This is a genomic window from Sphingopyxis sp. (genome assembly GCF_051861155.1).
Taxonomy (GTDB): domain Bacteria; phylum Pseudomonadota; class Alphaproteobacteria; order Sphingomonadales; family Sphingomonadaceae; genus Sphingopyxis.
Map to the genome: position 1 here is coordinate 256,201 of NZ_JBHYDE010000002.1, position 24,005 is coordinate 280,205.

Below are 24,005 nucleotides of genomic sequence, written 5' to 3' on the forward strand. Positions count from 1 at the left end.
GGATGAGTGAAGCGTGGCGCCAGCTGGGAACGCCGCGCGCGGGCGGCATCCTGCTGATCGCCGATCATGCGTCGAACCATGTTCCCGCCGACATCGACCTTGGCATCGATCCGGCGCTGCTGACCAATCATATCGCGATCGACATCGGGGTGGCCGAGGTCGTGGCGCTGCTGGTCCAAGACGGCGCGGTCGATGCCGCGATCCTCGGCGGGGTGTCGCGGCTGGTGGTCGATTGCAATCGCGAGGAAGAGGCGCCGGGGGTGCTGCCAATCGCCAGCGATGGGCATGCGGTACCGGGCAATGCGCTGGACGATGCAGACCGCGAGGCACGGCTGGCACGGTTCTTTCGCCCCTATCACGTGCATATCGCGGCGACGATCGCGGCGCATCGCCCCGCGATGATCCTGTCGCTGCACAGTTTTACCCCGGCGCTGGCGGCGCATCCCGATCAGGCGCGGCCGTGGCACGTCGGGGTGCTGTATAATGAAGACGACCGGTTGGCGGAGGCGGCAATTGCGGCTTTGGAAGCCGAGGGGCTGAACGTCGGCGACCAGCAACCCTATTCGGGCAAACTGCTCAACGCGACGATGAACCGCCATGCCGAAGGTAGCGGCATTCCCTATGTCGGGATCGAGATGCGGCAGGATCTGGTCGGCGATGCGGCGGGGCAGGCGCTGTTCGCCGAGCGGCTTTCTCGCATGTGCAGCAAAGTTGCATTGAATCTGGCCAAATAGGCGTGTAGAGGCGCGTCTCTTCGCTTATTTTTGAAATAAAATTATCAGGACTGTTTGGAATGCCTTCATATCGTTCGCGCACCACCACCCACGGCCGCAATATGGCCGGAGCCCGCGGCCTGTGGCGCGCGACGGGGATGAAGGACAGCGATTTCGGCAAGCCGATCATCGCGGTGGTCAACAGCTTTACCCAGTTCGTCCCCGGTCACGTCCATCTGAAAGACCTGGGCCAGATGGTCGCGCGCGAGATCGAGGCGGTCGGCGGGGTGGCCAAGGAATTCAACACGATCGCGGTCGATGACGGCATCGCGATGGGGCATGACGGCATGCTCTATTCGCTGCCGTCGCGCGACCTGATCGCCGACAGCGTCGAATATATGGTCAACGCGCATTGCGCCGATGCGATGGTGTGCATCTCCAACTGCGACAAGATCACACCGGGGATGCTGATGGCGGCGCTGCGCATCAATATTCCCGTCGTCTTTGTGTCGGGCGGACCGATGGAGGCGGGCAAGGTCGTGCTGAAGGGCAAGACGGTCGCGCTCGATCTGGTCGATGCGATGGTCGCCGCCGCCGACGAAAGCTATACCGACGAGGAAGTCACCGCGATCGAGCAGGCGGCGTGCCCGACCTGCGGGTCATGCTCGGGGATGTTCACCGCCAATTCGATGAACTGCCTGACCGAGGCGCTGGGGCTGTCGCTGCCGGGCAACGGATCGACGCTCGCGACCCACGCCGACCGCAAGGAGCTGTTCCTGCGCGCCGGGCGGATCGTCGTCGCGATGTGCCGCCGCCATTATGAAGAAGACGATGACAGCGTGTTGCCGCGCAATATCGCGACCTTTGAAGCGTTTGAAAATGCGATGAGCCTCGACATCGCGATGGGCGGATCGACCAACACGGTGCTGCACCTGCTCGCCGCGGCGTTCGAGGCCGGGGTCGATTTCACCATGACCGACATCGACCGCTTGTCGCGCCGCGTGCCCTGCCTGTCGAAGGTCGCGCCCGCCAAGAGCGACGTCCATATGGAGGATGTTCACCGCGCCGGCGGGATCATGGCGATCCTTGGCCAGCTCGAGCGCGCGGGCCTGCTCCACGCGCATTTGCCGACAGTCCACAGCGCGACGCTGGGTGACGCGCTGAACAAATGGGACATTTCGCGGACCAACGATCCTGAGGTGCAGAAATTCTTCATGGCGGCGCCGGGCGGCGTGCCGACGCAGGTTGCGTTCAGCCAGGAGCGGCGCTGGGACTCGCTCGACCTCGACCGCGAAACCGGCGTGATCCGGTCGGCATCGCATGCGTTCAGCCAGGACGGTGGGCTGGCGGTGCTGTCGGGCAATCTGGCGGTCGATGGCTGCATCGTGAAGACCGCGGGGGTCGACGAATCGATCCTGAAATTTTCGGGGCCGGCGAAGGTGTTCGAAAGCCAGGATGCGTCGGTTGCGGGCATCCTGACCGGGCAGGTCGTCGCGGGCGATGTGGTGGTCATCCGTTACGAAGGACCGAAAGGCGGGCCGGGGATGCAGGAAATGCTGTATCCGACGAGCTATCTGAAGTCGAAAGGACTGGGCGCGGCGTGCGCGCTGGTCACCGACGGGCGTTTCTCGGGCGGCACGTCGGGACTGTCGATCGGCCATGCTTCGCCCGAAGCTGCCGAGGGCGGCTTGATCGGGCTGGTCGAGGATGGCGACCTGATCGAGATCGATATTCCGAACCGCACGATCAACCTTGCCGTGCCCGATGCCGAGCTGGCCGGGCGGCGCGCGGCGATGGAAGCCAAGGGCGATGCCGCGTGGCAACCGGCCAAGTCGCGTCCGCGCAAGATTTCGGTAGCACTTCAGGCCTATGCCGCGATGACGACGAGTGCCGCCAGAGGCGCGGTGCGCGACCTGTCGCAGCTGAAGGGCAAATGATGAAAAGACTGGGGGGTGTTGCCGGGTTTCTGCTGCTGACGGCATGCGGCGGCGCACCCGACAATGGCGACCTGGCCGAAGCCGAAGCGCGGGGGTCGCGCGAAGCGGCGGAGAACGGCCGTATCGAATGCGCGCTGGAAGGCGCCAAATTGTTCGACCGCACCTGCACCGTCGAAGAGATGAGCGGCCAGGACGGCGCGATCCTGGTCGTCGGGCGCGCCAATGTCGGGTATCGCCGGTTGCAGATCACGACCGACGGGCGCGGCGTGGTGTCGGCCGACGGGGCCGAGCAGGCGAAAGTAACGATCGTTGGCGACGGGATCATCGAGGTCGCGATCGGCAGCGATCGCTATCGGTTGCCCGCGAACACCGGCGGCGCGAAATAGCGGTCCAACTCCCACACCGTTCGCCCTGAGCTTGTCGAAGGGCCGTTCTTCATTTTCGACGTCGCAAAAATAGAACGGTGCTTCGACAAGCTCAGCACGAACGGTATTGGGAATCTGGATTCTGGGTTTCTCACTCCCACCGCGACTTTTTCACTGGCCGTGATAGTCTCAGCGCCATGTTCGTTCCCGCTGATGCCCCGATCCTGACCAGCGCCGCGATGCGCGAGGCCGAGGCCGCCTGTGCGGTGCAGGGAACTTCGCTCACCGAATTGATGGAGCGCGCCGGGGCCGCGGTGGCCGACACCGCGTGGCGGATGACGGCGGGGGCGCCGGTGCTGATCCTGTGCGGGCCCGGCAACAATGGCGGCGACGGCTATGTCGCGGCGCGGTTGCTGGCGGGCCGCGGTGCGGCGGTGCGGGTGGCGGCTTTGGGCGAGCCCACCACCGATCTGGCGAAGGCAGCGCGTGCGGGGTGGAGCGGGCCGGTCGAACCGATCGACGCCAGACTGGCCCCGGCGCCGGTGATCGTCGATGCGTTGTTCGGCGTGGGGCTGTCGCGGCCGCTGGCCGACGATCTCGCTTTGACGTTGCGGCGGTTTGCCGACCATCGCGTGCTGGCGGTCGATGTGCCGAGCGGGATCGGCAGCGACGGTAGCGCCGACTGGCAGCCGCCGCTGGTCGCCGACGTCACGCTGGCGCTTGGCGCGCTGAAACCCGCGCATGTCTTGCTGCCGACCGCGCCCGCCTGCGGCCGCGTGCTGCTGGCACCGATCGGGATTGCCGCGCGCGGTACGATGCGGACACTGCCATCGGCGAAAGTCGCAACGCCCTCTGCGGCAGCGCACAAGTTCAGCCGCGGCATGGTGCTGGTGTTCGCCGGGCCGATGCCGGGCGCTGCAGGGCTCGCCGCCGCGGCGGCGCTGCGCGCTGGGGCGGGTTATGTCGTGCTGGAGGGCAGCGCGCGCGCGCCGCTGGCCGCGATCATCACCGAAAGCGATGCGCGTTTCGGCGAGCGGCTGAGCGACCCGCGCGTCGGCGCGGTGGTGATCGGGCCAGGCTTTCCGGCGAGCGACGACCTGTTGTTCGATGTCGAGGCGGCGCTCGATTCGGGCAAGCCACTGGTGCTCGACGCCGCGGCGATCGCCGCCGCGCTGCCGCGCCTTTGCGAGATGCCGGGCAAGGCAATACTGACCCCTCACGAGGGCGAATTCGCGCACACCTTCCCCGAATTATATGGCAGCAAGATCGACCGGGCGAAGGCGGCAGCGATGCGCACGGGGGCGGTTGTCGTCTATAAGGGCGCCGATACCGTCATCGCGGCGCCCGACGGCCGCGTCGTCGCGGCCTGGCCGGGCAATCCGTGGCTGGCGACCGCGGGGACGGGCGATGTGCTGGCGGGAGCGTGCGGGGCGATGCTGGCGCGCGGCGGCGATGCGTTTGACGCCGCGGTGGCGGCGGTGGGGTGGCATATCGCGCAGGCCGCGCGTATAGGCCCCGGCCTTGTCGCCGACGATCTGGTCGTCGACGATCTCGTGAAAGCATGATGTGACCGAAACCGCCTTGATTACCCGCATTGCCGCGCGCGGCGACGGTGTCACCGACGATGGCCGCCATGTCGCGGGCGCGGTGCCGGGCGACCGGGTGCGCGAGGACGGGATCATCATCCCGGGGCCGAACCGCGCCGAGCCGCTGTGCCGTCATTTCGGCAAATGCGGCGGGTGTGAATTGCAGCATGTCGCCGAAGGCGCGCTCGCCGACTTTGTCCGCGACCGCGTTCTCGGCGCGCTGGCGGCGCAGGATGTTGCGGCGGTCGCGGTGCTGCCCGCCCAGTTGTCGCCGCCGCAGAGCCGCCGCCGCGCGGCGCTCACCGCGCTGCGCACCGGCAAGCAGGTCGCCATCGGGTTCAACGCCGCGCAGAGCAACCAGATCGTCGATATGCGGCAATGCCCGCTGCTGCTGCCCGAACTGTTCGCGCTGATCGCGCCGCTGCGCGAGCTGCTGGCGATGATCGCGCAGCAACGGCGCCCGGTGAAGGTCAAGCTCCAGATGCTCGACCAGGGGGTCGAGGTGGTGCTGGAGGGCGTCAAGGCAGAGGGGCTCGACGCTGCGATGGCGCTCCAGGATTTCGCCGGCGCGCATAAGCTGGCACGCTTTGCCGTCGATCAGGGGCAGGGGCTGGAAACATTGTGGCAGCCCGAACCGCCGACCGTCCGCTTTGGCGATGTGACGGTCGAGGTGCCGGCATTCTCGTTTCTGCAGGCGACGACCGCGGGGCAGGCGGCGCTGGTCGACGCCGTGACGCGCGCGGTCGGCGACGCCGGGGCGATTGCCGATCTGTTCGCGGGGGTCGGGACGTTTGCATTGTCGCTTCAGAAGGGGCGGAAAATCTATGCCGCCGAAGGCGCGCGCGATGCGATTGCGGCGCTGAAGGCGGCGGCCAACCGCGCCCGCGCGCTGGTCGCCACCGAGCATCGCGACCTGTTCCGGCGGCCGTTGATCCCGGCGGAATTGAATCGCTTCGGCGCGGTGATCCTCGATCCGCCGCGCGCGGGCGCCGAGGAACAGGTGGCGCAATTGGCGGCCTCGGACGCGCCGGTGATCGCCTATGTCAGCTGCAACCCCGCCAGCTTTGCGCGCGATGCGAAGCGGCTGGTCGATGGCGGTTACACGCTCGATTGGGTGCAGCCGGTCGGGCAGTTCCGCTGGTCGACGCATGTCGAGCTGGCAGGGCGGTTTTCGCGGTAGCCGTCGCCCCCGCCTTCGCGGGGACGACGCCATTTTGTCAATGCAGCACAAACCCCATGAACGCATGCACGCACAGCGCGAGCAGCGCGAGGCTGGCCAGCGCGAACACGCCAAAGCGCCACAACACGCGGTTGACCGTCACCTGGATCAGGCTGTGGAGGATCCGCAAGCCGACATAGGCCCAGGCGAGCTGGGTGTTCAGCCCGCCGCCCATGCCGCCGACCGCCAGCGCCAGCGCGACGGCGTAGAAGATCGTCGGCTGTTCCATCAGATGGTTATAATTATGCGCCTTCCACTGCACTTCGGGCGGCAGCACTTCGTCGAGGCTCTTGCCGGTGCCGCCGACCATCCTGGCCGCGTCGATCTTGGCGCGCTGCATTGCCGGGATGCGCGTCGCGTACATCCACACCCAAATGATCATCGACCATAGCGCCAGCGTTGCGACCGGCCCCAGAATAGCATTGGTTTCCATGATATTTCCCCCCTCAACCCAAAGTGGCGATTACCGCCAGCACCGCCAGTGCGAATAGGCAAAAAGTCGCGAGCGCGAAAATGGCAAAGCGTACCGGGACGCGGTTCACCGTCGCCTGCCACAGGCTATGGACGATGCGCAGCGCGACATAGGTCCACGCCAGCCCGCGCGTCAGATCGGTGCTGCCGCCCGACAGATGCAGAAAGACGATGATCGCATAGAACAAGGTCGGTTGTTCGAGCAGATGCGTATAATTGTGCGATTTCCAGTTGGTGAGCGGCGGCAGCACGGCCTCCAGATCGGCGCCGCGGCCGCCCGGCGGCGCGGCCTTCACGTCGATCCCGGCCTTTGCCATCGCCGGAAAGCGCGTCGCGGCGACCCAAATGAGCATGATCAGCGTCCACAGCGCAAGAACCGCGCCGGGCGCGAGCAGGTTTTCAGGCATAGCGTTCCCCCTTTTTATTTTCGCGCGATGCTAGGGCGCGCGGACGACAATGCAATGATCGATATTCAGCCGCGGCGCTCGGCAAGTTCGGCGCGGATCGCGGCGCCGTCGCCGTCGACCCTGGGCGCAAACCCCAGGTCGCGCGCGGGCGCGGCGCCATATTTCACCGGCGGCTGCATTTCGTGGAAGGCGCCGACATCGGGATGGGTGCGGTGGCGGAAGAAACCGGTCGCGACGAAATGCGGATCCTCTTTGACGTCTTGCAGGTCGCGCGCGGCCATGGCGGGAATGTCATTGGCGGCAAACAGCGCAAGCCATTCGGCGGTGGTCTTGGCGGGGGTCTTGCGGGCGATCTCGCTATATACGATTGGCATATGCTGCCCCGCCGCCTTGGCGGCTTCGAATTCGGGGGTTTCGGTCAGCCCCTCGCTGCCGAGCAACGCCATCAGCCGCGCCGTCGATTCGGGGGTGTAGGGGACGATCGCCAGATGGCCGTCGCGGGTCGGGAAGGGCTGGCGGGTCGGGTCGAGCTGGCGCGGATAGCCGGCGGGGCCGAGTGGCGGGTCGAGCGCCGCATCGCGCAGATGTTCGGTCAGCATGAAGGATGCGAAACATTCGAACATCGGCACCTCGACAGCTTGCCCCTCGCCAGTGCGCAGTTTGTGGATCAGCGCCGCCAGGATCGCCTGCGCGCCGAACTGGCCCGCGATCTTGTCGGCGATCAGCGACGGGAAATAGCGCGGCCGCGGGTCGCCATCGACACGTGGCAGCAGGCTGGTGGTGCCGGTCGCCGCCTGGATGACATCGTCATAGGCTTGCAGGTCGGCGTAGGGGCCGTCCTGCCCGAAGCCGGTGCCATGGACATAGATGATGTCGTCCTTGATCGCCTTGCAGCCGGCATAGTCGAACCCCAGCTTGGCGATCGCCTTGCCGCGGACATTGTGGAAAAACACGTCGGCGCCGGCGACCAAGTCGCGGAGCACTGCGGCATCTTCGGGCCTCTTCAGGTCGAGCGCGATCGAGCGTTTGCCGCGATTGACCGTCAGATGGATCGATCCCATCGTCGGATCGGGTGCCCCGCTGCCCAGATAGCGGGAGATGTCGCCGAGCCCGGGGGTTTCGACCTTGATCACCTCGGCGCCCAGATCGGCGAGCATTTGCGTCGCATAGGGGCCGAAAATCACCGTCGTCAGGTCGATGATGCGAATGCCGGACAAGATGGTCATGCTGGCGTTACCGCTTTTCGACGAATCACAACGGCCATTCGGCATCCCTTCGCTTTGCGCTTTGCGCTTTGGCGAAGGATAGAATGATTTCGAAGTGAAACGGAAGAGGGGATCGCCTGCTAATATTGAGGGGAGGCGTTCCCCGCTGTTTCGGCGTTGCCCGCGGCATAGGCGGCCGAGATCTGGCGATAAGATCGCGAACGGAGGGCCGCCAGCGTGGCGATTACGCCGAGCAGGCCGGTGATCGTGAACACGATCGCGATGCCGCGTTCGGCGCCGCGTCCGTACCAGTCGCCGATCATGTCGGCCCCGGCGCCGTCGGTCATCAGCGGGACGAAGACGAACTGGGTCAGCGGCGCGATGAGGAAAGCGGTGAGTGGTGAGGCGGCCTGTTCAACCGACTGGGCAAAGCCGAACACGCGCCCCTGCCGTTCGAACGGCACCACCTTTTGCAGGGTCGTCTGCTCCGCCGCCTCGGCATAAGGGCCGAAGAACATCCAGACGATGCAGCCGACCGCGAGCAAGATGATCGACGACTGGATGGTGAAAACGACCGCCACCGCCCACGAGATCAGATTGACCAGCAACAGCGTGCGCACGGGATTGGCGCCCAGCCCCGTGCGGGCAATCACCAGGCCCGAGAGGATGAAGGCGCAGGAGACAAAGGCCCAGAGCAGTCCCCATTGCTCGACCTTCATCAGCGAGAGGCCATAGGCGTCCATCAGCGCCATATAGACCCCGCCGAGCAGATTGTTGAACGCGGCGAACAGGATGAGCGCGAACAGCCCCGGAATCGCGGTGACGATGCGAAAGGTGCCGGCGAGGTCGACGCGGCGCGGCGCATCATGTTCGCCGATGTCGCGCGGCTCATCGACGGGGACGAACAGCAGGTGCAGCGCGGCGAGAAGCGAGAACAGGATCGCGAACGCCAGGGTCGCGACCATCCCGCCCCACGCGACCAGGAAGCCGCTGATTGCCGAGGTGGTCAGGAAACCGATGCCGCTGACCATGCCGACCAGCCCGTTCGCCTTGTCACGGCGACCTTCGGGCACCAGCAGGGTGACGAGCGTCGGCAGCGCGATCATGCGAATATTGCCGACGATCACGCCGACCATCGTCAGCAGGACGAATAGCCACAGGGTCAGGCTGGTGGTCGTGGCGATACGGATAGCGGGATCGAGCGCATAGGCGCCCAGCGCGGCGGCGTAGATCGCGAGCGACACCAGGCTGGAGACGAGCATCATGCTGCGCTTGCGGTGATGATCGACCAGGCTGCCGAACCAGATGCCGAGCATCGAGGTGAGCACCAGATAGATGCCCGCGATCATTCCCGTCGCGAACACCGACTGGGTTTCGAGGAAAATCCAGAAGGTGATCGCAAACCACACCGTGAAATTGGTGATGTTGGCGACGAGGTTGTTGACCAGGAGATGGTGGAAGGGCTGCATAACCATGGCATTCTGTCTGACGCACATCGTGGTGCGTTGCGATGCCGCCCCGGCGGGTGGCTAGCATGAACGGTGGGGACAGAAAAGACGGCGGGGCGCGTATTTAGCTTTCTCCGGCGGCCGGGAGGCGCGCGAGCAGTGCGACCAGCTGCGCCTGGCTGCTCGCGCCGGTCTTTCTGAAGATGCCTTTGAGCAGGAAACGCACCGCGTTCAGGCTGACCGCGCGCAGCGCCGCATAGCTTTGCAGCGACTGTCCGGCAGCGAGCGCGACCGCGAGCCGTGCTTCCGCCGGGGTCAGCGCAAACCATTGCGCAACCCGGTCGATTTCGACCACTGGGGTTTCGCCCGGCGCGCTGCCCAGCGTGACGATCAGCGACGCGCCCGCGCTGAAGCCGCCGATCTGCTGCGCGGCCTGCGGCGATATTCGCGCGACGAGTACCGGGCATTCGATGCCCGATTTGCCCACCGCCTGAAACGCAAGCCCGGCGGAGTCCTGGCTGTGGAGCAGGCCCAGCAGTTTTTTCTGGCTGGCCGGGTGGGCAAAGGCGAAGCGGTCCTGGGCGAGGTGGATCACTCCCGCCGCCTCATATTGGCCGGCGCGGCTGTTCGCAGCGAGGATGTTCAGCTGATCGTCGAGACTGAAGATCGCGAAGGGCGCGACATCGGCCGCCGCACGCGCCGCGCCGACAGCAAGTTCGAGCGACGCGATGCGGTCGCTGATCCGCATCGCGCGCTGGATATGCGGCGCCAGCACGCGCAGCCCGCGCTTGAGCGTTTCGACGTCGCGGTCGCCGGGACCGGGCAGCATCAGCCCCAGCCGCTCGCCGCCGCGCCGGTCGAGCAGGACGCAGACCAGCCGGTCGATGCCCCACGGCGCTAGGAAATTCTGGAAAAAGGCCGACTGAGCAAACTCCTCGCGGGTCATGATGTCGTTGCTGTCGACGACGCTGCCATTGCCATAGCGCATCAGCTTGCGCGACCAGGGATGGTTGCCGGCATAGACCGCGGTATAGATTTCCTGCACCCCGGCGGCGAGCCCGGTCGCCGCGACAAAGCGGGCGCGGGGTGGGTTGCTGCCCTCCCACAGGATGAACGCTGCTTCCCAGCTGAGCGGGCACAGGGCACCGGTGATGCGGGCGAGCGTGTCGTTCCACCGTTCGGGCTGGAGCACCGAATCATAGATAAGCCCGATCAGCGCGTTCAGCGTTTCCCATTCGGCGGGTTGGTTGTGACCCGGCGCAAAGATCGGAACATCATTCGGCACACGCTTCCCCAGCAGGCGGCTTATCGATCCGTACCTTGACCGCGATACACCAATATCCTGCCTGAAAAGCGCAAAAAATGCGTTTCCCTACCCGGATGGGTAGCGAAAGCGCGCGCCGTATCGGGCATGGATCGGGTGCGACCCAAGGGCAGGGTGGTCCGTTAAAGACCATCCTGTTCTCTTCAGGCCCGTCGGCTCAACCCGGCGGGCTTCTTTGTGCTCGCAAAAGAAAAAGGGCTGGTCGCATCGCTGCGCCAACCCTTTTTTTTCCGTCTGATCGGTGGCGATCAGAACAATTTGGTCACCGTCGCGCTGCGGCGTTCCTGTTCGACTTCGCCGGTGTAGAGGCTGGTCATCGGTTCGTCGCTGACGACATGGGTCTCGTCGGCGCCAAAGCCGTTGAACTTGGTCCGCATCGCGCAGCCATAGGCGCCGAGCATGCCGATTTCGATGAAATCGCCCGCCTTGATGTCGGCGGGCAGGAAGAACGGCCCGGCCATATGGTCGAGGTCGTCGCAGGTCGGGCCATAGAAGCTGAACGGCACCAGTTCGGCATCGCTGCCGCCGTCGCGGAGCAGCGAAACCGGAAAGCGCCAGCCGACATGCGCGGCGTCGAACAGCGCGCCATAAGCGCCGTCGTTGATGTACAGTTCTTCGCCGCGGCGCTTTTCGACCCGCACGATCAGCGAGCTGTACTCGGCCGACAGCGCGCGGCCGGGTTCGCACCACAGTTCCGCCGAATAGCTGATCGGCAGGCTTTCAAAGCTGCGGTGGATCGTGTCGAAATAGGCATCGAGCGGCGGCGGCTCCATGCCAGGATAGGATGACGGAAAGCCCCCACCGACATCGACGATGTCGACGGTGACCGACGCCGCGACGATCGCGGCGCGGACGCGTTCCATCGCCTGGGCATAAGCGTGCGGCGTCATCGCCTGGCTGCCGACATGGAAGCAGATGCCGAGCGCGTCGGCCGCTTGGCGGGTCGCCATCAGCAATTCGACGACCTCGTCGGCTTCGGCACCGAATTTGGCAGCGAGGCTGAGCTTCGAATGGTCCGACGAGACGCGCAGGCGCACGAGCAGGTTGAGGTCGGCCGCGCCTTCGGTCGCGCGCACGATTTTCTCGAGCTCGTCGAGCGTGTCGAGCGAGAAGGTGCGGACGCCATGCTTCCAATAGGCTTCGGAAATCGCTTCCTCGGCCTTCACCGGATGCATGAAGCACAAAGTCGCTTCGGGCAACGTGCGTGCGGCGAGGCGCACCTCGGCGATCGAGGCGACGTCATAATGGGTGACGCCCGAATCCCACAGCACGCGCAGCAGGTCGGGCGACGGATTCGCCTTGACCGCATACATGGTCGTGCCGGGAAACCGGTCGATGAAGAAACGCGCCGCGCGCCGCGCGGCGTGCGGGCGGACGAGCGTAACAGGTTCGACCGGCGAAAGTGCCTGAATCAGCCCGTGGGCGCTATGATGCTGGTGCAACGCAAGGGACCCCCAAAAATATAACGGTAAACGACAAGGCTGCCTTGCGGTTATTGGAAGTCCCCCTGGGGCAGCGGAGAGCGCATATATGGAGGGGTGCCCCCCCTGTAAAGACCCTTGCGCGCAATTTTGTAATAGTGCGGTAACACTATAGGCAAAGCGGGGCTGATGCGCGCCGAGCGGGGCAGGCCGCGACAAGGTGGTGGGGCCGCGCTAGGGTCGAATTTGAGTCATCACCCCGGCGTTCGCCGGGATGACGCGGAAGTGAAAGCTGGCAATTTATGGTCTCTCCCACCGATGTGAATCACACGTTTAGCGACGCCGAACTCGACGAGCTGCGCGCCTTCGGCACCGTCGAGTCGCATCGCGCCGGCGAATTGCTCGTCGCCGAAGGGACGATGGCGCCCGATTGCATCGTCACCCTGTCGGGCCACACCGACATTTTCGCATCGACCGACGATGGGCCGAAGCGCGTTGGCTGGATGGAGCGCGGGCAGTTTGCCGGCGACCTGTCGGTGCTGACCGGGCAGCGCCACCTGTCGCGCGTCGAAATGGGCGTCGATGGCGAGATTTTGCGGATCGTGCATGGCGATTTCCAGCGACTGATCGCGGGCAATTCGCATTATTCGGACATATTCGTCCGCATTTTCGCGGCGCGGCGCGAGTTCAGCAGCCGTCGCGGCTTTGCGGCGGTGATCGTGATCGGGGCGGCGATGGACCGCAGCGTTTATGCGCTGCGCGACCTGCTAGCGAAGCATGGCGTCGCGCATCGCTGGTTCGATCCCGCCGATGGCCCGGTTGCGGCGCATCTGATGACCGAGCGCGGGCTCGCCGAAGATCAGCTGCCCGCGGTGATCCTGGGCGCCGCCGACGTGCTCGTTCAGCCGACTCCCGAACAGCTTGCCGCCAGTCTTGGTCTCGACCTGCTGCCCGACGGCGCGACCGCCGACGTCATCGTCGTCGGCAGCGGCCCCGGCGGGCTGGCGGCGGCGGTCTATGCCGCGTCCGAAGGGCTGACGGTGATCGCGATCGACGCGCTCGCGCCGGGCGGACAGGCGGGGACGTCATCAAAGATCGAAAACTACCTGGGCTTTCCGACCGGCATTTCGGGCAATGAGCTGGCGCGGCGGGCGACGGTGCAGGCGCAGAAATTCGGCGCGCGGCTGGTCGCGCCGGTGCGCGGCGCGGCGATCGACCGTGACGGCGAGGCCTATTGCCTGAAGCTTGCCGACGGCCGCAAATTGCGCAGCCGCGCGGTGGTGATCGCCAGCGGCGCGCAATATCAACGGCTGCCGATCGACGGCATCGAAGATTATGAAGGCCGCGGCATCTTTTACGGCGCCACCCCGATGGAGGCGCAGCTGTGCGGCAATGCCGAGGTGACCGTCGTCGGCGCCGGCAATTCGGCGGGGCAGGGGGCGATCTACCTCGCCAACGCGGCGCGCAAGGTGCATGTCGTTTTCCGCCGCCCGTCGCTGCGCGAAACGATGTCCGAATATCTGGTCAAGCGGCTGGAGGAACACCCGAACATCGAACTGCACGCGATGACCGACGTCGTCGCGCTGCACGGCGCCGATGCGGCGGGCGGCTGGCTCGACGGCATCACCTATCGCTGCCGCGACACAGGGGCCGAAAGCAGTTGCGACTGCCGCTTTCTGTTCCTGTTTCTGGGCGCCAGTCCGAACACCGGCTGGCTACCCAAGGAAATGGTGTGCGACGAGCGCGGCTTCGTGAAGACCGGCACCGACATCGCACCGATCGAGCTGGTGAAGGCAGGCTGGTCGCTCGACCGCATGCCAAGCCGTTATGAAACCAGCTGGCCGCGCATCTATGCGATCGGCGATGTCCGCAAAGGGTCGGTGAAGCGCGTCGCGTCGTCGGTCGGCGAGGGATCGGTGGTGGTCAGCGACATCCACCAGGCGCTGGCGGAGGTTGAATTGACGGTCGGATAGGCCGCGACAAAGCCTTCGCAACGGTGGCCGAGCCAGTTCCTCATCTTGCGAGTGCTTTTGGTTGTTGCTGCGTGGCGCAGTGGATGCCGCCACCCGATTCACCGATCGCGTCGATTTCGAGCATTTCCACCGTCCGCCCGGGATAGAGCGACTGAAGCATTTCGCGCGCATGGCCGTCGGCCGTCTGGTCGCCGAACTGGGCCGCGATGACCGCATCGTTGCAGACATAGTAGTTGACATAGCTGGCAACGAAGTCGGGTTCGGCAGACCGGATGTCCACCGGGTCGGGCAGGCGAACGATCTCGAGCTTTCGCCCGCTTGCATCGGTCGATTGTCGCAAGATGTCCAGCGTCTCATGCCCCGATACCGACCAGGGGTCTTCGGGATCGATCGTGTCGCCCAGCTGGATCAGCAGCTTGCCCGGCCCGACGAAGCGGGCGAGCGCGTCGATATGGTAATCGGTGATGTCTTTCCCTGCGATGCCGGGAGCCCAGATCATCTTCTTGCCGCCCAGCGCCCGCAACAACTTTCGGCCGATTTCATCCCGGCTCATCCGGTTGCGATTGACATTTGCCCAGCAGCTGGCGTGCGCGAGCAGCGTCCCCGCGCCGTCATGTTCGACCCCGCCTTGCTCCCCGACCAGCCCGGTATCAATCAGGGGGAGGACAAGCCGCGCTGCTACGCGCGCAGCAATTTGTGCATCTTTGGCGTGTGGTTGCTTATTCCCCCAGCCATTGAAACGGATGTGGGCGATGGCGAGCTTGCCCGCGGGGTCGTGGACAAAGGTCGGCCCGGAATCGCGGCACCATAGATCGTCGGTCGGAATGTCCCAAAGCTCGATGTCGCCGGACAACAAGGTGCGTGCATGCGCAGCGTCGGTCGCCGCAACCAGCATCGCGACGGGTTCATATTCCGCGATGCGGTTGGCAATGCGCGCAATAGCGCGTTGTACGCGTGCTAGCGAGCGCCGGTCATAAATGTTCCGATTGACCGGCCATTGCATGAGCGTCCGTTCATGCGGATCCGATTCCAGCGGCATTTCATAGCGTATGTTCGGGTTGGTCATGCCGTTACCGGCATCAGCGCAGCCCCATATGGTCGGCGCCAAGGCGATTCCGGCGCTAGCGCGCAGAAAATATCGCCGTTCCAATTGTGCATCTCCCTCGCCCGGCGTGCCGTGCGCTTAGCTCAGCCGCGTCTTGAAGTCCTCATATCCAAACGCCCGGACCAGTTCCAGCGCGTCGGTTTCGCTGTCCCATAACCAGATCGACGGCAGCGGCACGCCGTTGAATGTGTTCGTCTTGACCATCGAATAATGCGCCTGATCGAGGAAGGCGAAACGCTCGCCGATGCGTGCGCCGCCGGGCACGCGATAATCGCCGATGACGTCGCCCGCGAGGCACGAGGGACCGCCGAGACGGACGGTGATGCCTTCGCTGCCCTCATCGAGCATTGCAGGACGATAGGGCGCCTCGATCACGTCGGGCATGTGGCAGGTCGCCGAAATGTCGGTGATACCGATCGGCATGCCATTGTCGAACAGGTCGAGGATTTCGCCGACGAGAATGCCGGCATCAAGCGCGATCGCTTCGCCGGGTTCGATCATCACGTCACAGTCGGTCGCGGCGCGCACCTGTTTCAGGAAAGCGATCAGGTCATCGATCTGGTAGTCGGCGCGGGTGACGTGGTGGCCACCGCCGAAATTGATCCATTTGAGCTGGCCAAAGAAGGGCCGCAGCATCGGCTGAACGGCTTCCCAGGTCCGCTGCAGCGGCGGGAAATCCTGTTCGCACAGGCTGTGCATATGGATGCCGTCGATGCCCTCCATATGGTCGGGCAACAGCTGGGTAACCGGAAAGCCGAGGCGACTGCACGGCGCGGCGGGATCGTATTTCGCGGTCTCGCCCTCGCTGTGCATCGGGTTGATGCGCAGCCCGATGTCGAACGGCACGCCTTGCGCGCGAAGATCGTCGAGCAGCGGGCGAAAGCGGGCGATCTGCCCCGGCGAATTGAAGATCAGATGATCCGACAGCCGCGCGATTTCGGGTAGGTCGGCTTCCTTGTATCCCGCGCAATAGGTGGCGACCTCTTTGGTGCCGTCGGGGCCGCCATATTCCTCACGGCCGAGCTTTGCCTCATAGAGGCCCGAAGCGCAGACGCCGTCGAGATAGTCGGCGACCGTCGGCCCCAGCGACCACATCGAAAACGCCTTGAGCGCCGCGAGGACTCGCGCGCCGGAGGCGTCGCCGATGTGGCGCAGCAGCGCCAGGTTCGCGCGTACCTTTGCCGCATCGACGACGAATGCGGGCGAGGGGACACGGGTGAGGTCGAAATGGGCAAAGGCCCCGGGGTCGCCGGCTCTGGTTTCCATGCGCGCGCATGTAGGCGGTTTGGGGCTGTGAAGGAAGGGGGCGGCGCCGGTCCGGTCCGAATCCTCCGCTAAAGCCGCGATACTATGCCACTGGCACCTTTACATTGCCCGCCGCGGTGTGGACCGAATAGCTGAAGGGCGTGTCGGCCCAGCCCGTCTTGGCGCCGCCATGCACGCCGTCGCGGCGGATCACCGCGATGCCGCCGTCGATCCTGTAACCCGCGTCTGCGATCCGCTTGATCGTCGCCTCGGCGGCTGCCTGCGGCTCCATGCCGCCGCGCATCAGTTCGACGGTGTGATAGGTGGGCAGAAAGCGCATCATCACGTCGCCGTTGCCGGTCGCAACCGCGGCGCCGACCGCCTGGTCGACATAGGCGCCCGCGCCGATGATCGGCGAATCGCCGACGCGGCCCGGAATCTTGAATTCGCGGCCGTTGGTCGAGCAGCCGACGCACAGATTGCCCGCGGCATCGAGCGCGATGCTGCCGACGGTGTCATGGCCCGCCAGCTTGGGATCCTTGCCGATCGGTTCGGGGTCGAACGCGTTCGTTTTCTCGCCCTTCGCGGCCCATTTGTCCCATGCCTGCTGCGACACGACGCTAGTGAGCGAGGTTTCGGCGAACCCCATGCGCGCCGCAAAGCGCGTGGCATCGTCGCCAACGATCAGGCTGTGCTGCGTCTCTTCCATCACCTTGCGCGCGACCGAAATCGCTTTCTTGACGCGTTTCAGGCAACCGACCGCACCGGCATCGTGAGTCGGCCCCCACATGATCATCGCATCGAGCGTCGTTTCGCCGACCTCGTTCGGAACGCCCCCGGCGCCGACCCAATAGTCGCCGAGCAGCTCGACATGGTTGATCGCGGCTTCGACGACATCGAGCGCCGAGCCTCCGCCCGCAAGCATCGGCCAGCCGATCGCGTTGGCGCCAGGGCCAAAATCCCAAGTGGTCAGGATGAAGGGCTTACCGGTTGGAATCGCTTTCGATTTTGCAGGTTTCGCCGATGCCTGCACCGCGCCGAGCGTAGCCAGTCCCGCCGCGCCGGCGCCAAAGGCCCGCCGCGAAATACCCATGTCATCTGTTGTCATCGCCCATCCTCCTGATCGGAAGGCTAGCGGGGCGATCGTCAGGCCGCAATCGGTCCCTTGCAGATGAAAAACGCTCCCGCCGCGATCAGCGCCGCGAGCCAAAGCGGCTGCATATATCACCGGGACGTCCATATCGGACGAGGGTCACGAAGATGTTCGAGACGATGAGGAGCGCGATGGGCGCGAGATAGGCGGTCATTGCGCCTCCCCACCAACGGTTGCCGCGCCCCTGCCTTCGCAGGGGCACGGGACTTTTAGAAGTTCAGCGGCCCGTCGAGTTCCTTCACCTGCCACGGCAGGCCGTGCCGGTTCAGCATCTCCATGAAGGGATCGGGGTTCATCTGTTCCATGTTGAACACCCCGTCGCCAACCCAAGTGTTCGTCACCATCATCGCGGCGCCGATCATCGCGGGCACGCCGGTGGTGTAGCTGACCGCCTGGTTGCCGGTTTCGGCAAACGCGTCCTCATGGTCGCAGATATTGTAGAGGTAGAGCGTCTTTTCGGTGCCATCCTTGGCCAGGCCGGTCGCGATGACGCCGATGTTGGTCTTGCCCTTGGTCGTCTCGCCCAGGCTCGACGGTTCGGGCAACACGGCTTTCAGGAATTGCAGCGGAATGATCTCGCGGCCTTCGTAGATCACCGGGTCGATCCGCGTCATGCCGACATTCTGGAGTACGTTGAGGTGGGTGATATAGGCCTCGCCAAAGGTCATCCAGAAGCGGATGCGCTTGATTTCGGGCAGGTGGGTTTTCAGGCTTTCGATCTCCTCATGATACATGAGGTACATCGTCTTTGGCCCGACGGCTTCGAAGTCGAACTGCTGCTTGACCGACATCGGCGGGGTTTCGACCCAGTCACCATTTTCCCAATGGCGCGCGACCGCGGTCACTTCGCGGATGTTGATTTCGGGATTGAAGTTGGTCGCGAAATGCTGGCCGTGATCGCCGCCGTTGCAATCGAGAATGTCGAGCGTGTCGATGCGGTCGAAATGATGTTTTTTCAGCCAGGTGGTGAACACGCTGGTGACGCCGGGGTCGAAGCCTGACCCCAGCAGCGCCATCAGCCCGGCATCCTTGAAGCGATCGTGATACGCCCATTGCCAGTGATATTCGAACTTCGCCTCGTCGCGCGGTTCGTAATTGGCGGTGTCCATATAATGGGCGCCGGTCGAGAGGCACGCCTCCATGATCGTCAAATCCTGATAGGGCAGCGCGAGGTTCACGACATGCGTCGCGCCGATGTCGCGGATCAGCGCCGCGGTGGCGTCGATATGGTCGGCGTCGACCTCGGCGGTCTTGATCGTGACGCCGGTGCGCGCCTTCACCGATTCGGCGACCGCGTCGCACTTGAACTTGCGGCGGCTGGCCAGCGTGATGTCGGGAAAGATGTCGGCGTTCATCGCCATTTTGTGCACCGCGACCGAACCGACGCCGCCTGCGCCGATCACCAGAACCTTGCTCATCGAAAATCTCCTGTCGCGGACCTTTGCCGCCTTGTCTTGTATGCCGGGCGCTATAGGACGAAGCGATGACACAGCAAAGCCCCGATCCCCTCCTCAACCCCGCCCGTGCGCCGACGCTGGCGGGGGTCGAACGCGCCGCCGCCAAGGTCGCCGAACTGCTGCCGCTGACGCCGCTGCTGCCGATGGAAATCGACGGACGGACGATCTGGTGCAAGGCCGAATGCCTGCAACCCGTCGGCGCGTTCAAGATTCGCGGCGCTTGGCACCGGCTGACCGACCTGACGCCCGAGCAGGCGGCGGCGGGCGTCGTCGGGGTGTCGAGCGGTAATCATGCGCAGGGCGTCGCTTGGGCGGCGAAACGACTTGGCATTCCCGCGACGATCGTGATGCCCAGCAACGCGCCCAAGATGAAACTGGCGGCGACGCGCGCGCTGGGGGCCGAGGTCGTGCTGTACGACCGCGTGACCGAATCGCGCGATGCGGTGGCGGCGCAGCTGCTGGACGAACGCGGCGGAACGCTCGTCCATGCTTATGGCGACCCGTGGATCATCGAGGGGCAGGGGAGCGCGGGGATCGAAGCGCGGGCGCAGCTGGCGGCGCGCGGCATATCGGGACCGGATAAAGTGATCGCCTGTTGCGGCGGTGGCGGCCTGTCGGCGGGACTGGCGCTGGCCTGCGGCGATGCCGAGATCATCGCGGTCGAGCCCGAGGGCTGGGACGATGTGACGCGCAGTCTGGCCGCGGGCGAAATCCTGTCGGTCGAGGATCTGGCCTATCCGACCGAATGCGATGCGCTCCAGACGCCGCAGACGTGGCCGATCAATTTCGCGGTGCTGCAGGCACGCGGGGTGCGCGGTGTCGTGGTGACGCGCGACGAGGTACGGCATGCGATGCGCGCCGCGTTCGAGCGGCTGCATCTGGTGCTCGAACCGGGCGGCGCGGCGGCGCTGGCGGCGGTGCTGGCGGGCAAGGTTGTGCTGGGCGAGGCGACTTTGGTCACGCTGTCGGGCGGCAATGTCGACCCGCAGCATTATGCGGAGATTCTGGCGGGGTAAGCGGATACTTATCGGCGCCGGTGCGTTGGGACGGGGAAGGAGAAGCGTGATGCAAAAGAGCTTTCTGATCGGCGCCGCGGCACTGGTGTTGCTGAGCGGCTGCGAAAAGGCGGAGGCGCCTGCGCCCGCCGACACGACGACAACCGAAGTGCCCGACGAATCAACGCCGACAGAAACGGCCGGCGCGGCAATCGCTCCGCATCGCTTCGCCCCCTGGGCGGGCAAATGGACGGGGGTCGAGGGCATGTATGTCACGATCACGACCGCCGAGCCGGGGAAGTACAAGCTGGAGATGCAGTCGGACCTCGACACCAAGGGCACCTATGACGGCAGCGACAGCGAGGGCGGCATCATGTTCAAGCGCGGCGCTGAAACGCTGACGCTGGCCGCATCGACCGGCGATGCGACGGGCCTCGAATATCTGGCGGGCAAAAAGGATTGCCTGAAGGTCAAGGATGGCGAAGGCTATTGCCGCGATTGATGGCAGCAATCCGGCGGCGGTTTATTTGACTCTGTCGTCGGATTGTCACCGATGTTTCGCTAAAATCGCACGAAGCACTGCCATGGGCGACCGGGATCCACCTTGACCCGGGAGACCTGCCGATGGCCAGCCAGCCCAATCACAAGATCGCCGCCGCCGTTGTCCGTGAAGATGCCGAACAGAAGCAGCGCCTGCTCGACCGCGCTTTTGCATTTGCGTTCAAGGGTCTGGTCTATGCCCAGATCTGGGAAGACCCAGTGGTCGATATGGAGGCGCTGGCGATCGAGCCGGGCAATCGGATCGCCACCATCGCGAGCGGCGGCTGCAACGTCTTTTCCTACCTCGTCGCGGAACCTGCCGAGATCGTCGCGGTTGACCTAAACACCGCGCATGTCGCGCTGAATCATCTCAAGCGTGCGGCGATCCAGCGGCTTCCCGACCACGACAGCCTTCGCCGATTTTTTGCCGAGGCGGACAACAGCGCCAATATTGCCGCCTATCACGAATATGTCCGCCCGCATCTCGACGAGGTCAGCCGGCGCTATTGGGAAGGCCGCGATCTTGTCGGGCGGCGCCGGATCAACGGCTTTGCCCATGGCCTGTACAAGCGTGGGCTGCTCGGCAGCTTCATCGGCCTTGCCCATCTGGTGGCGCGGATGCACCGCATCGACCTGCGGCAATTTCTCGAAGCAAAGACGATCGAGGAGCAGCGAACGATCTTCGAGACGAAATTTGCACCCTTTTTCGACCGCAAATTCATTCGCTGGGTCACCGATCAACGTTCATCGCTGTTCGGACTGGGGATTCCGCCGGCGCAATATGATGCGTTGGCCGGCGGCAGGCCGATGGCCGACGTGCTGCGTGGGCGGCTCGAAAAACTCGCTTGCGACTTCCCCCTGGAAGAGAATTATTTCGCCTGGCAGGCGTTCGGGCGCGGCTATGGCAAGGGCCGGGCGGCATCGCTGCCGCCTTATCTGCAGGCTGACAATTATGAAGTCGTCAAGGCGCGCGCCGGGCGGGTGGCGATGCTGCACGCCAACATGACCGACATGCTGGCCGCAGCCGAACCGGCGAGCTTTGACCGCTATATCTTTCTCGACGCGCAGGACTGGATGAGTGACGCGCAGCTGATCCGGTTGTGGAGTGAGGTTACCCGGACGGCGCGGCCCGGCGCGCGCGTGCTGTTCCGGACGGCGGCCGAGCCGACGCTGCTGCCCGGGCGGCTTCCCGATGCCCTGCTGGGGCGGTGGGATTATCGCGCCGCCGACTCGCAGGACTACACGCGCCGCGACCGGTCGGCCATTTACGGCGGGGTTCACCTCTACATCCTGAAAGACTGACGATGACGGCGGGGGAGGGGCATGCGGCGCGGATGGACGGCGTCTACCGCGGGCAGCGGCATATCTATGATCTGACGCGCAAATATTATCTGCTTGGGCGCGACCGGCTGATCGATGAACTGGCGCCGCCGGTGGGCGGCCATGTCCTCGAGATAGGCTGCGGTACCGGGCGAAACCTGATCGCCGCGGCGCGTTGCTGGCCTGGCGCCCATTTCTATGGCATCGATATTTCCGAAGAGATGCTCAAAACCGCGCGCGCAGCGATCGCGCGCGCCGGGCTGAACCGACGGGTTCATGTCGCGCCGGGCGATGCGACGGGCTTCGATCCGCAGGCCCTGTTCCGTGTCGGCGGCTTCGAGCGCATTTTTCAAAGCTACACGTTGTCGATGATCCCCGACTGGCAGGGCGCAATCCGCGAGGCGGTGCGTCACCTGACGCCAGCGGGCGCCTTGCACATCGTCGATTTCGGCCAGCAAGACGAACTGCCCATATGGTTTCGCGCTGCATTGTTCGGCTGGCTGGCGCGTTTTCATGTTGCGCCGCGGTCGTTGCTGGTCGAGGCGGCACGCGAGGTCGCGAACGACATTGGCGGGCAACTGGCGGTGACGCGGCTTTATCGCGATTACGCCTGGTCGCTGCGGCTGCAAAGCGCCCGCGCTAAGCCTTTAGGCAGCCGATAGTGACGGCGCGGTTCTGGGCCGCGGCTTGTATAATCCCGTCACCGCTCTACGACTTGGCATCGTGAGCGACATGCAATGGCCATCGAGCGCGGACGAGGCGCGAACCCGACTGGTGGCGGCGCTGACCGCGGTCGGGCGCGGCGATCACGCCGCGCTGCGCGAGGTCTATGACATGACCGCCGCGAAACTATTTGGAATCTGCCTTCGTATCTGTGGCGAGAGGGCCAGCGCGGAGGATGTTTTGCAGACCGTCTATATCAAGGTGTGGGAGCGTGCGGGGCAGTTCGATGCCACGCGCGCCAGCCCGATCACCTGGCTGTCGACGATCGCGCGCAACGGCGCCATCGACTGGCGGCGGTCGGTTGCTGGCCGTGCGGTACGCGATACCTTGCCCGAACAGGCGGCCTTCGCGGTGGCCGACGATGCCCCGCGCGCCGACCAGTCGCTGGTGGCGGCGGAGCAGGGCGAACGGCTGCACCGCTGCCTGGGCGAGCTTGAGGATCGCACGCGCGCGTGTATCCGATCGGCGTTCTTTGACGGCTCGACCTATGCCGAGCTGGCGGCACGTGAAAATGTGCCGCTGGGGACGATGAAAAGTTGGATACGGCGCGGGTTGCTGCGCCTGAAGGATTGTCTTGGCGATGGATGACCATCTGACGCCCGCCGAGGATCGCAACGCGCTCGCCGCCGAACTGGCGCTCGGCCTGCTCGAAGGGCAGGCGCGCGCCGATGCGCTGCGACTGTCGCTCAGCGATCCCACCTTCGCGGCGCTGGTTGCGGCGTGGGAGGCAAAGCTGGCGCCGCTGCACGGCGAATGGACTGATGCCGAGCCCGGCGAAGCGGTCTGGGCAGGGATCGAACGGCAGCTGGTGGATGCGCCCGCCGACAAGGTTACGGCAATCGAGACCCGACTGCGCCGCTGGCGTGCCGGGGCGCTGCTGTCGGGTGCCGTCGCGGCGGCGCTTGCGTTTGTGTTGATCACCCAGCCGGTGCCGACGCCCGCGCCCGCCGCCCCGCAACTCGCGGTGGCGCGGATCGAAAGCGATGCGGCGGGACCGCTGGTGCTGGCGCGCTATGACCAGAGCAACGGGCTGATGCAGCTGCGCATCCATGGCTTTAAGCCCGGCACGTTAGCCCCCGAATTGTGGGTCATTCCCGAAGGCGGCGCGCCCGTCTCGCTTGGGCAGATCGGCCATGCGGGCAAGGCCGAAATGACGATGCCGCCGCCGCACCGCCTGTTGATGACCGAAGGTGCGACGCTGGCGATCACGATGGAGCCGGTGTCGAAGACCCCGCATCCAGCACCCAGCGGCGCCGCGGTCGCGTCGGGAAAAATCATCACAATCTGACGCCGGTCTGCATCCGCCGCCGGGGCGCCGCCGTAGCTGCGGCGCACTCCGCATTTCCGGCGTGCCAGAAACCAGAGGATCGTATGATGAAACTTTCCAAACTCTCCGCG

General features: G+C 65.2%; 22 protein-coding genes. 12 read left to right on the forward strand and 10 right to left on the reverse strand.

All coding sequences use genetic code 11. From position 1 onward, the window contains the following. The first annotated feature begins 2 nt into the window (after positions 1 to 2). From ACTIFP_RS04485 to ACTIFP_RS04505, 5 genes are all read left to right on the forward strand, one after another. Positions 3 to 734, forward strand: coding sequence for an N-formylglutamate amidohydrolase (locus tag ACTIFP_RS04485; protein WP_439567514.1), 732 nt, complete (start codon positions 3 to 5; stop codon positions 732 to 734). A 59-nt stretch (positions 735 to 793) separates the two neighbouring features. Then, a complete protein-coding gene (gene ilvD / locus ACTIFP_RS04490) occupies positions 794 to 2,650 on the forward strand; it encodes a dihydroxy-acid dehydratase (protein WP_439567515.1) in 1,857 nt (618 codons plus the stop codon). Beyond that, complete coding sequence (locus ACTIFP_RS04495) at positions 2,650 to 3,036, forward strand: hypothetical protein (protein WP_439567516.1); 387 nt, start codon at positions 2,650 to 2,652, stop codon at positions 3,034 to 3,036. Before ilvD ends, ACTIFP_RS04495 begins: the two co-directional genes overlap by 1 nt. Before the next feature lie 176 nt (positions 3,037 to 3,212). Continuing rightward, entirely contained in the window at positions 3,213 to 4,580 is a 1,368-nt protein-coding gene (locus ACTIFP_RS04500; RefSeq protein ID WP_439567517.1) for an NAD(P)H-hydrate dehydratase, read from the forward strand. 1 nt (position 4,581) lies between these two features. Beyond that, positions 4,582 to 5,781 carry a class I SAM-dependent RNA methyltransferase gene (locus ACTIFP_RS04505; RefSeq protein WP_439567518.1) on the forward strand — a complete coding sequence of 400 codons (1,200 nt, stop codon included), beginning with the start codon at positions 4,582 to 4,584 and terminating at the stop codon, positions 5,779 to 5,781. Between the two features lie 37 nt (positions 5,782 to 5,818). Here ACTIFP_RS04505 and ACTIFP_RS04510 read toward each other — a convergent pair whose 3' ends face one another. The 6 genes from ACTIFP_RS04510 to ACTIFP_RS04535 all read right to left on the reverse strand — a co-directional run bounded on the left by ACTIFP_RS04510 (position 5,819) and on the right by ACTIFP_RS04535 (position 12,117). Further along, on the reverse strand, positions 5,819 to 6,253 hold the full coding sequence (locus tag ACTIFP_RS04510; RefSeq protein WP_439567519.1) for an MAPEG family protein: 435 nt from the start codon (positions 6,251 to 6,253) through the stop codon (positions 5,819 to 5,821). A 13-nt stretch (positions 6,254 to 6,266) separates the two neighbouring features. Then, a complete protein-coding gene (locus tag ACTIFP_RS04515) occupies positions 6,267 to 6,698 on the reverse strand; it encodes an MAPEG family protein (protein WP_439567520.1) in 432 nt (143 codons plus the stop codon). A gap of 65 nt (positions 6,699 to 6,763) precedes the next feature. After that, positions 6,764 to 7,924 carry a CaiB/BaiF CoA transferase family protein gene (locus ACTIFP_RS04520; RefSeq protein WP_439567521.1) on the reverse strand — a complete coding sequence of 387 codons (1,161 nt, stop codon included), beginning with the start codon at positions 7,922 to 7,924 and terminating at the stop codon, positions 6,764 to 6,766. 119 nt (positions 7,925 to 8,043) lie between these two features. After that, positions 8,044 to 9,378 carry an MFS transporter gene (locus ACTIFP_RS04525; protein ID WP_439567522.1) on the reverse strand — a complete coding sequence of 445 codons (1,335 nt, stop codon included), beginning with the start codon at positions 9,376 to 9,378 and terminating at the stop codon, positions 8,044 to 8,046. Positions 9,379 to 9,475: 97 nt separating this feature from the next. Further along, positions 9,476 to 10,636 (reverse strand): helix-turn-helix transcriptional regulator, encoded by a 1,161-nt coding sequence (locus tag ACTIFP_RS04530; RefSeq protein WP_439567523.1) that lies wholly within the window; start codon positions 10,634 to 10,636, stop codon positions 9,476 to 9,478. Between the two features lie 287 nt (positions 10,637 to 10,923). Beyond that, positions 10,924 to 12,117 carry a type III PLP-dependent enzyme gene (locus ACTIFP_RS04535; RefSeq protein ID WP_439567524.1) on the reverse strand — a complete coding sequence of 398 codons (1,194 nt, stop codon included), beginning with the start codon at positions 12,115 to 12,117 and terminating at the stop codon, positions 10,924 to 10,926. A 299-nt stretch (positions 12,118 to 12,416) separates the two neighbouring features. On the opposite strand from ACTIFP_RS04535, the gene ACTIFP_RS04540 reads away from it, so the two are divergent. Then, a complete protein-coding gene (locus ACTIFP_RS04540; RefSeq protein ID WP_439567525.1) occupies positions 12,417 to 14,069 on the forward strand; it encodes an FAD-dependent oxidoreductase in 1,653 nt (550 codons plus the stop codon). A gap of 40 nt (positions 14,070 to 14,109) precedes the next feature. On the opposite strand, the gene ACTIFP_RS04545 is transcribed toward ACTIFP_RS04540, so the two are convergent. From ACTIFP_RS04545 to ACTIFP_RS04560, 4 genes are all read right to left on the reverse strand, one after another. Continuing rightward, positions 14,110 to 15,135: an agmatine deiminase family protein gene (locus tag ACTIFP_RS04545; RefSeq protein WP_439567526.1), complete on the reverse strand. Its 1,026-nt coding sequence runs from the start codon at positions 15,133 to 15,135 to the stop codon at positions 14,110 to 14,112. A gap of 117 nt (positions 15,136 to 15,252) precedes the next feature. After that, complete coding sequence (locus ACTIFP_RS04550) at positions 15,253 to 16,440, reverse strand: carboxynorspermidine decarboxylase (protein ID WP_439567527.1); 1,188 nt, start codon at positions 16,438 to 16,440, stop codon at positions 15,253 to 15,255. Between the two features lie 82 nt (positions 16,441 to 16,522). Then, on the reverse strand, positions 16,523 to 17,527 hold the full coding sequence (locus ACTIFP_RS04555) for a N(4)-(beta-N-acetylglucosaminyl)-L-asparaginase (RefSeq protein ID WP_439567528.1): 1,005 nt from the start codon (positions 17,525 to 17,527) through the stop codon (positions 16,523 to 16,525). Positions 17,528 to 17,781: 254 nt separating this feature from the next. Then, positions 17,782 to 18,990: a saccharopine dehydrogenase family protein gene (locus ACTIFP_RS04560; RefSeq protein WP_439567529.1), complete on the reverse strand. Its 1,209-nt coding sequence runs from the start codon at positions 18,988 to 18,990 to the stop codon at positions 17,782 to 17,784. 65 nt (positions 18,991 to 19,055) lie between these two features. On the opposite strand from ACTIFP_RS04560, the gene ACTIFP_RS04565 reads away from it, so the two are divergent. The 6 genes from ACTIFP_RS04565 to ACTIFP_RS04590 all read left to right on the forward strand — a co-directional run bounded on the left by ACTIFP_RS04565 (position 19,056) and on the right by ACTIFP_RS04590 (position 23,895). Then, entirely contained in the window at positions 19,056 to 20,045 is a 990-nt protein-coding gene (locus ACTIFP_RS04565; protein WP_439567530.1) for a threonine ammonia-lyase, read from the forward strand. Between the two features lie 49 nt (positions 20,046 to 20,094). After that, complete coding sequence (locus ACTIFP_RS04570) at positions 20,095 to 20,526, forward strand: hypothetical protein (protein ID WP_439567531.1); 432 nt, start codon at positions 20,095 to 20,097, stop codon at positions 20,524 to 20,526. A 122-nt stretch (positions 20,527 to 20,648) separates the two neighbouring features. Then, the gene (locus tag ACTIFP_RS04575) at positions 20,649 to 21,866 is read left to right on the forward strand and encodes a DUF3419 family protein (RefSeq protein WP_439567532.1); all 1,218 of its coding nucleotides are present in this window, start codon (positions 20,649 to 20,651) and stop codon (positions 21,864 to 21,866) included. A 2-nt stretch (positions 21,867 to 21,868) separates the two neighbouring features. Next, the gene (locus ACTIFP_RS04580) at positions 21,869 to 22,546 is read left to right on the forward strand and encodes a class I SAM-dependent methyltransferase (protein WP_439567533.1); all 678 of its coding nucleotides are present in this window, start codon (positions 21,869 to 21,871) and stop codon (positions 22,544 to 22,546) included. 70 nt (positions 22,547 to 22,616) lie between these two features. Further along, on the forward strand, positions 22,617 to 23,195 hold the full coding sequence (locus ACTIFP_RS04585; protein WP_439567805.1) for a sigma-70 family RNA polymerase sigma factor: 579 nt from the start codon (positions 22,617 to 22,619) through the stop codon (positions 23,193 to 23,195). Continuing rightward, positions 23,188 to 23,895 carry an anti-sigma factor gene (locus tag ACTIFP_RS04590; RefSeq protein WP_439567534.1) on the forward strand — a complete coding sequence of 236 codons (708 nt, stop codon included), beginning with the start codon at positions 23,188 to 23,190 and terminating at the stop codon, positions 23,893 to 23,895. Before ACTIFP_RS04585 ends, ACTIFP_RS04590 begins: the two co-directional genes overlap by 8 nt. Positions 23,896 to 24,005: the final 110 nt, after the last annotated feature.

Bases quoted from the DNA above. Each gene is read 5' to 3' on its own strand.
- ACTIFP_RS04485 (WP_439567514.1), top strand. From the start codon at position 3: ATGAGTGAAGCGTGGCGCCAGCTGGGAACGCCGCGCGCGGGCGGCATC.
- ilvD (WP_439567515.1), top strand. From the start codon at position 794: ATGCCTTCATATCGTTCGCGCACCACCACCCACGGCCGCAATATGGCC.
- ACTIFP_RS04495 (WP_439567516.1), top strand. From the start codon at position 2,650: ATGAAAAGACTGGGGGGTGTTGCCGGGTTTCTGCTGCTGACGGCATGC.
- ACTIFP_RS04500 (WP_439567517.1), top strand. From the start codon at position 3,213: ATGTTCGTTCCCGCTGATGCCCCGATCCTGACCAGCGCCGCGATGCGC.
- ACTIFP_RS04510 (WP_439567519.1), bottom strand. From the start codon at position 6,253: ATGGAAACCAATGCTATTCTGGGGCCGGTCGCAACGCTGGCGCTATGG.
- ACTIFP_RS04515 (WP_439567520.1), bottom strand. From the start codon at position 6,698: ATGCCTGAAAACCTGCTCGCGCCCGGCGCGGTTCTTGCGCTGTGGACG.
- ACTIFP_RS04520 (WP_439567521.1), bottom strand. From the start codon at position 7,924: ATGACCATCTTGTCCGGCATTCGCATCATCGACCTGACGACGGTGATT.
- ACTIFP_RS04525 (WP_439567522.1), bottom strand. From the start codon at position 9,378: ATGGTTATGCAGCCCTTCCACCATCTCCTGGTCAACAACCTCGTCGCC.
- ACTIFP_RS04545 (WP_439567526.1), bottom strand. From the start codon at position 15,135: ATGACCAACCCGAACATACGCTATGAAATGCCGCTGGAATCGGATCCG.
- ACTIFP_RS04550 (WP_439567527.1), bottom strand. From the start codon at position 16,440: ATGGAAACCAGAGCCGGCGACCCCGGGGCCTTTGCCCATTTCGACCTC.
- ACTIFP_RS04555 (WP_439567528.1), bottom strand. From the start codon at position 17,527: ATGACAACAGATGACATGGGTATTTCGCGGCGGGCCTTTGGCGCCGGC.
- ACTIFP_RS04560 (WP_439567529.1), bottom strand. From the start codon at position 18,990: ATGAGCAAGGTTCTGGTGATCGGCGCAGGCGGCGTCGGTTCGGTCGCG.
- ACTIFP_RS04565 (WP_439567530.1), top strand. From the start codon at position 19,056: ATGACACAGCAAAGCCCCGATCCCCTCCTCAACCCCGCCCGTGCGCCG.
- ACTIFP_RS04570 (WP_439567531.1), top strand. From the start codon at position 20,095: ATGCAAAAGAGCTTTCTGATCGGCGCCGCGGCACTGGTGTTGCTGAGC.
- ACTIFP_RS04575 (WP_439567532.1), top strand. From the start codon at position 20,649: ATGGCCAGCCAGCCCAATCACAAGATCGCCGCCGCCGTTGTCCGTGAA.
- ACTIFP_RS04580 (WP_439567533.1), top strand. From the start codon at position 21,869: ATGACGGCGGGGGAGGGGCATGCGGCGCGGATGGACGGCGTCTACCGC.
- ACTIFP_RS04585 (WP_439567805.1), top strand. From the start codon at position 22,617: ATGCAATGGCCATCGAGCGCGGACGAGGCGCGAACCCGACTGGTGGCG.
- ACTIFP_RS04590 (WP_439567534.1), top strand. From the start codon at position 23,188: ATGGATGACCATCTGACGCCCGCCGAGGATCGCAACGCGCTCGCCGCC.